This is a genomic window from Sinomonas sp. P47F7, from assembly GCF_049332655.1.
Lineage (GTDB): Bacteria > Actinomycetota > Actinomycetes > Actinomycetales > Micrococcaceae > Sinomonas.
Genome location: NZ_CP186327.1, coordinates 2445668 through 2458382, shown reverse-complemented (window position 1 = coordinate 2458382; position 12715 = coordinate 2445668). Strand labels below are relative to the sequence as shown.

10 protein-coding genes and 1 pseudogene are annotated in these 12715 nt (G+C 70.2%); 8 read left to right on the top strand and 3 right to left on the bottom strand.

The genetic code is table 11. The annotated features are described in order from the left end of the window. From ACOKR1_RS11485 to ACOKR1_RS11475, 3 genes and pseudogenes are all read right to left on the bottom strand, one after another. The gene (locus ACOKR1_RS11485) at nucleotides 1-618 is read right to left on the bottom strand and encodes a hypothetical protein (RefSeq protein ID WP_422933201.1); all 618 of its coding nucleotides are present in this window, start codon (nucleotides 616-618) and stop codon (nucleotides 1-3) included. A gap of 125 nt (nucleotides 619-743) precedes the next feature. Further along, nucleotides 744-2204 (bottom strand): annotated as a pseudogene (locus ACOKR1_RS11480) (DUF349 domain-containing protein); the annotation flags it as partial. A 3-nt stretch (nucleotides 2205-2207) separates the two neighbouring features. Beyond that, nucleotides 2208-2972, bottom strand: coding sequence for a peptidylprolyl isomerase (locus tag ACOKR1_RS11475; protein WP_422936616.1), 765 nt, complete (start codon nucleotides 2970-2972; stop codon nucleotides 2208-2210). A gap of 162 nt (nucleotides 2973-3134) precedes the next feature. Between ACOKR1_RS11475 and hisS the strand changes: the two genes are divergently transcribed. From hisS to ruvX, 8 genes are all read left to right on the top strand, one after another. Continuing rightward, on the top strand, nucleotides 3135-4487 hold the full coding sequence (gene hisS / locus ACOKR1_RS11470) for a histidine--tRNA ligase (protein WP_422933200.1): 1353 nt from the start codon (nucleotides 3135-3137) through the stop codon (nucleotides 4485-4487). A 58-nt stretch (nucleotides 4488-4545) separates the two neighbouring features. Then, the gene (aspS, locus tag ACOKR1_RS11465) at nucleotides 4546-6333 is read left to right on the top strand and encodes an aspartate--tRNA ligase (RefSeq protein WP_422933199.1); all 1788 of its coding nucleotides are present in this window, start codon (nucleotides 4546-4548) and stop codon (nucleotides 6331-6333) included. A gap of 20 nt (nucleotides 6334-6353) precedes the next feature. Continuing rightward, nucleotides 6354-7799: a replication-associated recombination protein A gene (locus tag ACOKR1_RS11460; protein ID WP_422933198.1), complete on the top strand. Its 1446-nt coding sequence runs from the start codon at nucleotides 6354-6356 to the stop codon at nucleotides 7797-7799. A gap of 144 nt (nucleotides 7800-7943) precedes the next feature. Beyond that, nucleotides 7944-8567, top strand: a complete 624-nt coding sequence (gene rpsD / locus ACOKR1_RS11455; protein ID WP_415856627.1) for a 30S ribosomal protein S4 — start codon at nucleotides 7944-7946, stop codon at nucleotides 8565-8567. 131 nt (nucleotides 8568-8698) lie between these two features. Then, the gene (locus ACOKR1_RS11450; protein ID WP_422933197.1) at nucleotides 8699-9079 is read left to right on the top strand and encodes a DUF948 domain-containing protein; all 381 of its coding nucleotides are present in this window, start codon (nucleotides 8699-8701) and stop codon (nucleotides 9077-9079) included. Nucleotides 9080-9122: 43 nt separating this feature from the next. Next, nucleotides 9123-9335: a hypothetical protein gene (locus tag ACOKR1_RS11445; RefSeq protein WP_422933196.1), complete on the top strand. Its 213-nt coding sequence runs from the start codon at nucleotides 9123-9125 to the stop codon at nucleotides 9333-9335. Nucleotides 9336-9468: 133 nt separating this feature from the next. Next, a complete protein-coding gene (gene alaS, locus ACOKR1_RS11440) occupies nucleotides 9469-12147 on the top strand; it encodes an alanine--tRNA ligase (protein WP_422933195.1) in 2679 nt (892 codons plus the stop codon). Nucleotides 12148-12156: 9 nt separating this feature from the next. Then, nucleotides 12157-12714: a Holliday junction resolvase RuvX gene (gene ruvX / locus ACOKR1_RS11435; RefSeq protein WP_422933194.1), complete on the top strand. Its 558-nt coding sequence runs from the start codon at nucleotides 12157-12159 to the stop codon at nucleotides 12712-12714. Nucleotide 12715: the final 1 nt, after the last annotated feature.

Here is a 12715-nt window from a genome sequence, read left to right as displayed (position 1 = left end):
TCACGCGGGCGCGCGCTGCGTCTCGCGGAGCAGGGTCGCGATGACCTCGCGGCCGCGTTGTTTGCGCGGCTGCCGGGGGAGCGCGTCGAGTGCGCGTGAGACGAGCGACGGCGTGAGGCCGAGCCCGGGACGGCTGAGCAGCCTCCTGAGCGTCACCGAGGCGATGGGGCTCTCGCCGTGCATTGAGAGGTCAACCGCGGTGCGCAGGGGACTAGTGACCAGGAGCGGCCCGAGTTCGATGATGTCGAACTCGCCAAGCCATACCTCGTGGACGAGGACGCCGCGTGCCTTGCGGGCCGCGGAGAGCCGGCGCGGTGCCGGAACGAGCAACACGGGGAGGGGCGGCGCGGGGGCGCACCCGTAGATCCATGCCGCGGACTGGCGGCCGACGACCGTGCGCGTCCGGAGCCTAGGTTCGTAGACGGTCGCGAGGGCCGTCGCCCTCAGCTCGGGCGTGAGGGGAGCCGCCGCGGGCGCGTACGCATCGCCGACAAGCAGGCGAAGCACGCCGTCGTTCGTCATGGCCTGGAGCTCGGCAGGCGAGAAGGGGCGCCCTGGGGTGAGGATCGTGGTCGGCGAGGCCGACGGCGGGTTGGGGCGGCCGGGTGGGGAGTGCATAACCGCCATCCTTCCCCGAACCGACGCAGCCACGCGACCGCCGGGGCCAGCTTGTGGATAACCGTGAGGCCCCGCAGCCGCCCAGGAAGGGACGGCGACGGGGCCTCATGTCATGCGCGGGGCGCTTAGCCGAGCTCGCTCGCCGACTTCCGGAGCGTCTCGAGCCACGACTCGCGGGCCTCAAGCGCCTCACGCGCCTTGGCGGCCTCGCGGGCGTTGCCGGAGTTCTCCGCGGCGGCGAGATCGTCGCGAAGGCTCGCGATCGACGCCTCGAGCTGCGAGAGGGCCGAGTCCGTGCGCGCCTGGATCTCAGGATCCGTGCGGCGCCAGTTCTCGTTCTCGGCGTGCTGGATCGCGTCCTCGACCTTCCGGAGACCGGCCTCGATGCGACCCATGTCGCCGCGCGGGACCTTGCCCGCTTCCTCCCAGCGATCGCGGACGGACTGGAGCGCCTTCTTGGCCGTCGCGACGTCCGTGATCGGAAGGATCTGCTGCGCTTCGGCCAGCAGGGCCTCCTTGACCGCCAGATTCTCCGAGAACTCGCGGTCGATCGCCGCGTTGGCCGACTTGCGGGCCTCGAAGAAGACGTTCTGGGCGGCGCGGAAGCGAGCCCACAGCGCGTCGTCCTCCTTGCGGTTCGCGCGCGGCGCCGCCTTCCACTCGTCCATGAGGCGGCGGTACTCGCCCGCGGCGTAGCCCCACTCGGTCGAGGTCTGGAGCGCCTCGGCCTCCGCGATGAGGCTCTCCTTGACGGTCTTCGCGGCGGCGTTCGCGCTGTCGAGCTGCGAGAAGTACGCGCGGCGGTGCCGGTCGAACTGTGTGCGCGCGGCGCGGAATCTCTTCCACAGGGCGTCCTCGGCGGAGCGACCGAGGCGAAGGCCCGACTTCTGCGAGTTCTTCCAGGCGTCGAACAGCTCGTTCATCCGCGCACCGCTCGTCTTCCACTGCGTGCGCTGTGGGTCCTGGCCGGAGATCTCCTCGGCCTCGGCGACGATGGCCTCGCGGGTGGCGAGCTCCTCGGCCCGCGCCTTGTCGTGCGCCGCCTTCTGCTCTGCCTCGGCCTCGACGAGGGCCGCCTCGAGGGCGTCGAGGCGGGCCTCGGCGCCGAGTACGTCGCCGACCATCGCGCGCTCCGCGAGCTGCGCCCGCAGGTGGCCGGCCGCCTTGCGCACGTCACCCGCGGCTGCGTGCGACGTCACCCGCTGCTCGAGCAGGGCGATCTGGGCGAGCACATCCTCGAACTTCCTCGCGAAGTACGCGAGAGCCTCGTCCTCGGAGACGCCCGGGTATTGCCCCACGGGGTGCTCGTCGTCGCCGATCGTCAGGAAGACGTGCCCGTCTCCCTCGACGCGGCTCCACTTGCGGGCCTCGTCGAGGTTGACCGGCGTGGCGGCCGGGGGAGCGGCGGGTGCAGCCGCTGGGGCGGCGGGAACGGGGCTCGGCTTCGCCTTGGCGAACGCCGCGGGAGAGGGGGCGGAGGGAACGGGCGCAGCCTCGGGAGCTGCGGTGTCGTCGGGTTTCTGACTTTCGGTCACCGCTAGAAGTTCTTTCGCTTGGTGTGGACTGGAGTGCGGGCGCGTGCCCGCTGCTTAGTTCAGTGTGAACGAGTCTATCGTGACTGGAGTCACGGGAGCCCCGTCATCTGCTGAGCTTCCGCCCGGGGCGACGCCCGCTGCGGCAATCTTTGAGACGACGTCGAGGCCGGACGTGACATGGCCCACGACCGTGTAGCCGCCCGCCGAGTCATTGGGGAACGTCGAATCCTTGTACGTGATGAAGAACTGCTGGCCGTTGCCGTACGCGTTGTTCGAGGTCCGGGCCACGGCGATCGTCCCCGCGGGATATTTCTGGTCCTTGGGCGTGTTCTCGAGCGGGCCCCACGTGTAGCTCGCGTCCGACTTGCCGGTCGCGTCCGCGGCGCCACACTGAAGGATCGCCGCCGTCGCGCTCGTGGTCAGCCGGTGGCACACGCGGCCCTTGAGCGTGCCTTGGTCGGCGAGGGACTTGAACACGGCCGCGGCCTGCGGGGCCGCCGTTCCGTCGATCTGGACGCCGAGCGTCGAGCCATTGAGCACAAGGCTCCCGGTGAAGGTCTTCCCCGCGGCCGTGCTCGCGGCAGGGACGCCCGGGGCGTTGGTCTGCGCCGCGCTGGGGCTCGCGCTCGCGCTGGCGCTGGGGTTGTTAAGGCCGGCCTTGACCGCCTCATAGTCGGCGGCCGTCGGATTGGACGCGAACACCGTGCCCTGCAGGACGCCGGCGAGCGCGACCGCGACGACGACGGCGGCCGACGCGATGACGTTGTCCCGCCGTCGGCGGGCCTCGTGGCCTCGGCGCAGCTCCTGCTTGGCCTCCATGAGCTGCACGCGACGGCGCGCCTCCTGGGCGTTGCGCTTCGACACGCGGACTGACCTCCCTGGCTACCGCATAAACTTGGGCATCAGCCAGTCTACGCAGGCTGGCATTTTTTGCAGCGTCATTCTCACCACGCCGTCACCCTCGCAAGGAGTACTCACCCCATGGCACGTACCGCCTCGCTGTCCGGATTCCCCGAGTGGCTTCCGCAGGAGCGATTGGTGGAGCTCCACGTGCTCGACACGCTCAGGAGGACGTTCGAGCTCCACGGCTTCTCGTCGATCGAGACCCGGGCTGTCGAGACCGTGGGTCAGCTCCTGCGCAAGGGGGAGATCGACAAAGAGGTGTACGGCCTGAGCCGCCTCCAGGACGACGAGGACTCCGCGACGAAGTCGGACGCCAACGCCCTCGCCCTGCATTTCGACCTCACGGTTCCGTTCGCGCGCTACGTGGTCGAGAACGCCGGATACCTCGCGTTCCCGTTCCGCCGCTACCAGATCCAGAAGGTCTGGCGCGGCGAGCGCCCGCAGGAGGGCCGCGCCCGTGAGTTCACCCAGGCGGACATCGACGTCGTGGGCGACGGGACGCTCCCGTTCCGCTACGACGTCGAGCTCGCGCTCGTGATCGTGGAGGCGCTCTCCGCGCTTCCTATTCCGGCGTTCCGTCTGCGGGTCAACAACCGCAAGCTCGCCGAGGGCTTCTACCGCGGGATCGGCCTCACGGACACGGCCGGGGTGCTGCGCAGCATCGACAAACTCGAGAAGGTCGGGCCCGAGCGCGTCGCGGAACTACTCCATGAGGAGCTCGGCGCGACCCCCGAACAGGCCAAGGCCGCGCTCGAGCTCGCCTCGATCCGCACCGAGGACACCTCGTTCGTGCAGCGGGTGCGCGATCTGGGCGTCGAGGACGAGCTCCTCGAAGAGGGCCTGGCCGAACTCGAGGAGGTCATCGCGGCGGCGTCGGCGGTGGCCCCGGGCACGGTCATCGCGGACCTCAGCATCGCGCGTGGCCTCGACTACTACACCGGCACGGTCTACGAGACCGTCCTCGTGGGCCACGAGCACCTCGGCTCAATCTGCTCGGGCGGACGCTACGACGCGCTCGCCACGAAGGGGAACCGCAAGTTCCCGGGCGTGGGCCTCTCGGTCGGTGTCACCCGGCTCGTGAGCCGCATCCTGGCCGCCGATCTCGCCGTCGCGAGCCGCTCGGTGCCCACGGCCGTGCTCGTGGCCCTTTCGGACGACGCGTCGTGGGGGGCCGCACAGAGCGTCGCGGCACAGCTGCGCGGGCGCGGGATCGCGACCGAGGTCGCGGCGTCGGCGGAGAAGTTCGGCAAGCAGATCAAGTACGCGGACCGGCGCGGGATCCCGTTTGTGTGGTTCATGCACCACGACGGCGGGCACGAGGTCAAGGACATCCGTTCGGGCGAGCAACTCGCGGCGGACCCGGCCACGTGGATGCCGCCAGCCGAGGACGTCGTGCCTCAGATCCGCCGGGCCGCCCCCGCCGAGGCCTGAGGCCCAAGGCCGGCGGGTAGACTCTCAGGGAAATCCGACATGTTTGAAGAGGAGCGTTGTGCTGCGCACACATGACCTCGGTTCTCTCCGTTCCGAGCACATTGGACAGACCGTCACCCTTGCGGGCTGGGTGGCCCGCCGCCGTGACCACGGTGGGGTGGCGTTCGTCGACCTTCGCGACGCCTCGGGCGTGGCCCAGGTCGTCGTGCGCGAAGAGGAGGTCTTCCACGGGCTCCGCAACGAGTTCGTGCTGCAGATCGAGGGCACGGTCGAACGGCGTCCCGAGGGCAACGAGAACCCGCACCTCGCGACGGGCGAGATCGAGGTCATCGCCCAGAAGGTGACGCTGCTCAACAGCGCCGATCCGCTCCCGTTCCAGGTCGACGAGCACGTCGAGGTCGGCGAGGAGGCGCGCCTCCGCCACCGCTACCTGGACCTGCGCCGGCCCGGCCCCGCGCGGGCCATGCGCCTCCGTTCGGAGGCCAACCGCGTGGCGCGCGAGCTGCTCCACGACGAGGGGTTCATCGAGGTCGAGACGCCGACGCTCACGCGCTCGACTCCCGAGGGCGCGCGCGACTTCCTCGTCCCCGCGCGCCTCGCGCCGGGCTCGTGGTACGCGCTCCCGCAGTCGCCGCAGCTGTTCAAGCAGCTCCTCCAGGTCGGCGGAATCGAGAAGTACTACCAGATCGCCCGCTGCTACCGCGATGAGGACTTCCGCGCCGACCGCCAGCCGGAGTTCACCCAGCTCGACCTTGAGGCGAGCTTCGTGGACCAGGAGGACATCATTGCCCTCGGCGAGCGGATCGTCGCGGCCGTCTGGAAGCTCGCGGGCGTCGAGGTCCAGACGCCGATCCCGCGCATGACCTACGCGGAGGCGATGGCGAAGTTTGGCTCCGACAAGCCGGACCTGCGCTTCGGACTCGAGCTCACCGACCTGACCGAGTACTTCAAGGACACGACGTTCGGCGTGTTCAAGGCGCCTTACGTCGGTGCCGTGGTCATGCCGGGCGGCGCGTCGCAGGCGCGTCGCACCCTCGACGCGTGGCAGGAGTGGGCCAAGCAGCGCGGTGCGAAGGGGCTCGCCTACGTCCTTTTCAAGGAGGACGGCGAGCTCGCGGGCCCCGTGGCCAAGAACCTCACCGAGTCCGAGCGTGAAGGCCTCGCGGCCGCGGTCGGCGCCCAGCCCGGGGACTGCATCTTCTTCGCGGCGGGCGAGACGTCGTCGTCGCGCGCGCTGCTTGGCGCCGCGCGCGTCGAGATCGGGCACCGCACGGGACTCATCGACCCGAACGGCTGGGCGTTCGTGTGGGTTGTCGACGCGCCGCTCTTCGAGTCGAGCGAATCGGCCGTCGCCTCGGGCGACGTCGCGCTCGGCTACTCGGCCTGGACGGCCGTGCACCACGCGTTCACGTCACCCAAGCCAGAGTTCATGGACTCCTTCGACATCGATCCGGGGAGCGCGCTCGCCTACGCGTACGACATCGTGTGTAACGGCAACGAGATCGGCGGCGGCTCGATCCGTATCCACCAGCGCGACGTCCAGGAGCGCGTCTTCAAGGTCATGGGCATCGACCACGAGGCCGCGCAGGAGAAGTTCGGCTTCCTCCTCGAGGGATTCAAGTACGGCGCCCCGCCGCACGGCGGTATCGCGTTCGGCTGGGACCGCGTGGTCGCCCTCCTCGCGGGCGTCGACTCAATTCGTGAGGTCATCGCGTTCCCGAAGACCGGCAACGGCTACGACCCGCTCACGGCCGCGCCCGCGCCCATCACGCCCGAGCAGCGCAAGGAGGCCGGCGTGGACTTCAAGCCGACCGCCAAGGGCAAGGGCGAGGCAGCGGGCGCCTGAGCCCGGCGCACGCACGGGTCATGGAAGACTTGTTCGGGCTCGAGCCCGCAGGCGACGACGATGGCGGGGACGTGTCCCCTCGCCCCGGGAACCCGCCCGGGCGGCTGGGGCGCTCCGGCCGGGAAGCGCCGCGCAGCCCCCTCGCAGTGAGGATGCGGCCCCGGAGCCTCGACGAGGTCGTTGGCCAGCAGCACCTCTTGGGCCAAGGCTCGCCGCTGCGCCAGCTCGCGGCCGGGGCGGAGGCCTCGGGTGGCCCGACCGGGCCGAGTTCGGTCATCCTGTGGGGTCCGCCGGGCACCGGCAAGACGACGCTCGCCCACGTGATCGCGCGCGGTCCGGGGCGCAAGTTCGTCGAGCTCTCGGCGATCACCGCGGGCGTCAAGGACGTGCGCCGGGTCATGGACGAGGCCCTCACGGCCCGCGACCTCCATCGCATCACGACTGTCCTCTTCCTTGACGAGATCCACCGCTTCACGAAGGCGCAGCAGGACGCGCTCCTGCCCGGCGTCGAGAACCGCTGGGTCGTGCTCGTGGCGGCCACGACGGAGAACCCCTCGTTCTCGGTGGTCTCCCCGCTCCTGTCCCGCTCGCTCCTCCTCACGCTCCAGCCGCTCACCGAGGCGGACATCCACGGCCTCCTCGAGCGCGCGGTGACCGACGCGCGCGGGCTCGCGGGCGCCGTCGTGCTTTCGGACGACGCCGCCGATCACCTCGTGCGCCTCGCCGGGGGCGACGCGCGCCGGGCCCTCACAGCGCTCGAGGCGGCGGCCGCCGTCGCCCTCGACGAGGCTTCGCCAAGGGACGACGGCGAGGCCGCGGGAGGCGAGCCCGTCACCGTTGAGGTGCGGCACGCGGAGAAGGCGCTCGACGTGCACGCGGTCCGCTACGACCGCCAGGGCGACATGCACTACGACGTCATCAGCGCGTTCATCAAGTCCATCCGCGGTTCCGACGTCGACGCCTCGCTGCACTACCTCGCGAAGATGATCGAGGCGGGGGAGGATCCGCGGTTCATCGGCCGGCGGCTCATCATCTCGGCCGCCGAGGACATCGGCATGGCAGACCCGACCGCGCTGCAGACGGCGGTCGCGGCCGCCCAGGCCGTCCAGCTCATCGGCATGCCCGAGGGACGGATTGTGCTCGCGGAGGCAGTGGTCCACCTTGCGACCGCGCCGAAGTCGAACGCCTCCTACATGGGCATCAATGCGGCGATCTCCGACGTCCGGGCGGGCCTCGGGACGGGCATCCCCGCACACCTCCGCGACGCCCATTACTCGGGCGCCCAACGGATCGGGCACGGCGCCGGCTATGTCTATTCGCACGACGCACCCCACAGCGTTGCGAAGCAGCAGTACGCGCCGGACGACCTCGTGGGCAAGGACTACTATGTCCCGACGGGCAATGGTGCGGAGCGGGACATCGCCGCCCGGCTCGAACGGCTGCGCTCGATCATTCGCGGCTCGTGATAAGCTAAATGACCGTCTGGCACGTTGTGGGTACCCCCTGTTCTCTGGCAGGAACACCCGGACGGCAGCTCAAGGCAGCAGCGGGCCGCAGCTCTCCCTCCTGGAGGCCAGGATCCATGAACCGCCGCAAACGAAAGGACACACGTGTCGAGCACTCGTGCACGCCGTCAGACGCGACTCTCGCGTTCTCTCGGTATCGCCCTGACCCCCAAGGCCGCCAAGTACATGGAGCGCCGCCCGTACGGCCCCGGTGAGCACGGCCGCGCCCGCAAGAAGCAGGACTCGGACTACGCCGTCCGCCTTCGCGAGAAGCAGCGTCTCCGCGCCCAGTACGGCATCCGCGAGGCGCAGATGGCGCGTGCCTTCGAAGAGGCCAAGCGCACCAAGGGCCTGACCGGTGAGAACCTCATCGAGCTTCTCGAGATGCGTCTTGACGCCCTCGTGCTGCGTGCCGGCTTCGCCCGCACCATCGCACAGGCCCGCCAGCTCGTGGTGCACCGCCACATCACGGTGGACGGCCAGCGCGTCGACCGCCCGTCGTTCCGCGTCGCCGAGGGCCAGCTCATCAGCGTTCACGAGCGGTCCGAGACGATGGCGCCGTTCCAGGTTGCCGCCGCCGGTGCCCACCGCGACGTTCTTCCCGCGGTTCCCGGGTACCTCGACGTCAAGCTCGAGGCCCTTCAGGCCCGCCTGGTCCGCCGCCCGAAGCGCTCCGAGGTCCCCGTGACCTGCGAAGAGCAGCTCGTCGTCGAGTACTACGCGCGCTGATTCGGCCCGGCCTTCTGGCCGAGCAGCGGGGAGCCCGTGGCAGCATGCCGCGGGCTCCTTTCGCGTTATGTCCCCGTTATGTGCCGTAAGGTAACCAAGGGACGCCGCACGGCGCCCCGTGAGGAGGAAACGTGTCCGGGTCCGACATCGCCGGCCTGATCGCCGCTGGCGTCTTCGCGGTGCTCGTCGCGCTGCTCGCCGTGCCGATCGTCAAGCTCGGCAAGGTCTTCGACGAGCTGCGCGGCTCGATCCGGACGCTCGCCGACGGTGCCACTCCGCTCCTGGACGAGGTCACCTCGACGGTCTCCACCACGCACGAGCAGCTCAAGAAGGTGGACGGCATCGCGGCCAATGTCTCGGACGCCACCGCGAACGTCTCGGCCCTCTCGTCCCTCGTCGCGGCCACGGTCGGCTCGCCGCTTGTCAAGGTCGCCTCGTTCACGTACGGGGTTCGGGCGGCGTGGTCCCAGCGAAGTGACGGCACGAAGCCCTCGGGCCGGCGCAGCCGGTAGGGGAGATTCCCATGAATGGTTCGGCATACGGACGGGGTACAGCATGAAGCGTCTCTTCTGGCTCACGGTGGGCGGCGTGATCGGCGCGGCTGCCTACCGGAAGGTTCAGCAGCTGCGGGCGGAGTCGGAGCCCGGCGGGCTCAATCGGGCCGCGAGCCGGCTCGTGGACTCGGCGGCCCAGTTTGCGTACCAGGTCCGGCACGGCATGGCGGAGCGCGAGGCGGAGCTGCGCAAGGGGCTCGGGTTCGACGCGTGAGCACCGCTGTCGTTCGCGGCGGAACGCCCGATCGGGGCACAATGGAACATTGCGGCAGCGCACTCGCGCGCCGCGCACGGCGCGCACACACGAGCGCCGCCGGGAGGAATTCGGAAGGGTTGAAGCACAGGCCATGAAGTCGCACGAGATCACTCGACGCTGGGTCGACTACTTCGTCAGCAAGGGGCATACGGCCGTCCCTTCGGCATCCCTCGTCTCGAGCGACCCGTCCCTGCTCTTCACCGTGGCCGGCATGGTCCCGTTCATCCCGTACCTGACCGCCCGCGAGGAGCCGCCGTTCCCCCGCGCGACGAGCGTCCAGAAGTGCATCCGCACGGGTGACATCGAGGAGGTCGGGAAGACGGCCCGCCACGGCACGTTCTTCCAGATGTGCGGCAACTTCTCCTTTGGGGACTACTTCAAGAAAGACGCGATCAAGTTCGCGTTTGAACTGCTCACCAAGGGCGTTGACGACGGCGGGTACGGACTCCCTGCCGAGCGGCTGTGGGTCACGGTGTACGAGGAGGACGACGAGGCCGAGCGCCTGTGGCTCGCGAACACGTCCATCCCGGCCGAACGCATCCAGCGCATGGGCAAGAGCGACAACTACTGGTCCACGGGCCAGCCCGGCCCGGCCGGCCCGTGCTCCGAGATCTACTACGACCGGGGCCCCGCCTACGGCATCGAGGGCGGCCCGGCGGCGGACGACAACCGCTTCGTCGAGATCTGGAACCTCGTGTTCATGCAGTACCAGATCGAGAACGTGCGCTCGAAGGTCGAGTTCGACATCGTGGGCGAGCTGCCCAAGAAGAACATCGACACGGGCCTCGGCATGGAGCGCCTCGCGATGATTCTCCAGGGCGTCGAGAACATGTACGAAACCGATCAGGTGCGCCCGGTCATCGACAGGGCCGCGGAGCTCTCCGGCCGGGAGTACACGTCCGCCGAGACCGACGAGGACCCGCACCACACGGATGACGTGCGCATGCGCGTCGTCGCCGACCACGTGCGCTCGGCGCTCATGCTCATCGCGGACGGCGTCACGCCGTCGAACGAGGGCCGCGGCTACGTGCTGCGCCGCCTCATCCGCCGGGCCGTGCGCGCCATGCGCCTCCTGGGTGTCGAGAAGCCGGTGCTGCCCGAGCTGCTCCCGGCCTCCCGTGACGCGATGAAGGGCGTCTACCCGCAGGTCGAGAAGGACTTCGAGCGCATCAGCCGGATCGCGTACGCCGAGGAGCGGGCGTTCCTCCGCACGATTGCCGCGGGCACGGCTCGCCTCGACGAGGCCGTCAAGGTCTCGAAGGCCGAGGGCACGCGGCTCTCGGGCGAGGAGGCGTTCACGCTCCACGACACGTACGGCTTCCCGATCGACCTGACGCTCGAAATGGCCGAAGAGGCCGGCGTCGCGGTCGATGAGGCCGGCTTCCGCACACTCATGGAGGACCAGCGCCAGCGGGCCCGAGCGGACGCCAAGGAGAAGAAGAGCGGCCACGCCGACCTCTCGGCGTTCCAGGAGCTCCTCGCCGAGGGCCCGACCGTGTTCACCGGCTACACCGAGCTCGACGGCGAGTCCCGCATTCGCGGCCTGCTCGCGAAGGGCGCGCGCATCGATCGCGCGGCCACTGGCACGGAGATCGAGATCGTGCTCGAGGAGACCCCGTTCTACGCCGAAGCCGGCGGCCAGGCCGCGGACACGGGCCTCATCACGGGCGACGGCTTCGTGGTCGAGGTCCTCGACGTGCAGCGCCCGGTCAAGGGCCTCAGCGTGCACAAGGCGATCGTGCGCGAGGGCGAACTTGCGGAGACCGCTTTCGTGCGCACCGCCGTCGACCGCGAGCGGCGCCACGCCGCCGAGCAGGCCCACACGGCGACGCACCTCGTCCACGCGGCCCTGCGCCAGATCCTCGGCCCTGAGGCCGTGCAGCGCGGCTCGTTCAACAAGGCGGGCTACCTGCGCTTCGACTTCGCGTGGGGCGAACAGCTCAGCGGCGCCGCGCGCAGCGAGATCGAAGAGGTCGCCAACCTCGCGATCCGCGACAACTTCACCGTCAACACGGCGGAAATGCCGCTCGCGGAGGCCAAAGCGGCCGGTGCGATGGCGCTCTTCGGCGAGAACTACGGCTCGCGAGTGCGCGTCGTTGAGATCAACGGTCCGTGGTCCATGGAGCTGTGCGGAGGCACGCACGTGGACACGACCGCGCTCATCGGTTCACTCACGCTCCTCGGCGAGCAGTCCGTGGGTTCCGGAAACCGCCGTGTCGAGGCGTTCGTGGGCCTCGATGCGTTCCGCCATCAGGCCGCCGAGCGCGCCCTCGTGTCCGAGCTCACCGAGATGTTCAAAGTCCCGTCGGGCCAGCTCGCCGAGCGCATCGGCGCGACGCTGTCCAAGCTCAAGAGCGCCGAGAAGGAGCTCGAGCGGCTCCGCAAGGAGAAGCTCGCGGCGGCCGCGGCGGCGCTCGTCGGCTCCGCGAAGGATGTCGCCGGGGTGCGCCTCATCACCCACGACGCCGGCGAGATCGGCTCCGCGGACGAGCTCAGGGGCCTCGCCCTCGACCTCCGCGGCCGGCTCGGGGCCGCCGCCGCGACGGTCGCCGTCGCGGGCGTCGCGAACGGCCGGCCGGCCGTGCTCGTGGCCACCAACGAGGCGGCCCGCTCGGCCGGCGTCAAGGCCGGGGCGCTCGTGCGCATCGCGGCGGGCGTGCTGGGCGGCGGAGGCGGCGGCAAGGACGATATGGCCCAGGGCGGCGGAACCGATGCGAGCAAGGTCGTCGAGGCGCTCGGCGCCGTGGCAGCGGCCGTGGCGGCGCGCTGAGGCAGGCCTATGACGCACCCGACCCCTGACCAGGAAGCCGGATTCCCCCGCGGAGTCCGGCTCGGAGTGGATGTCGGATCCGTCCGGGTAGGCCTCGCGGCCAGCGACCCGGACGGGATCCTCGCGAGCCCGGTCCGGACTCTGGACCGCGACGCCAAGAAGAATCGTGACGTCCGTCTTGTGGTCCGCGAGGCCCTCGAACGGGGAGCCGTGCAGGTCTTCGTCGGCCTGCCGCGGAGCCTGAGCGGCGCAGAATCGGCCTCCGCGGCCATGGCACGGGCGTTCGCGGGGCTCCTCGCGACGGCTCTCGCCGACAGTGGAGCGGAGTGCGAAGTAAGGCTTGTGGACGAGAGGTTCACGACCGTCGAGGCGCATCGCAACCTGCGCTCGGCTGGCCTCTCGACACGGGACCACCGTAGAGTGGTAGACCAAGTGGCCGCAGTCGGCATTCTCGAACAGGCCCTGAACCTGCTCAAAAGGGGTGCCGGAGCCGTCGGTGAACTTGTGCCGCCCGCGGCGGAGCGTGGTGGGGGGATCCGCCGTGACGATCCGAACAGGAGTACGTAGC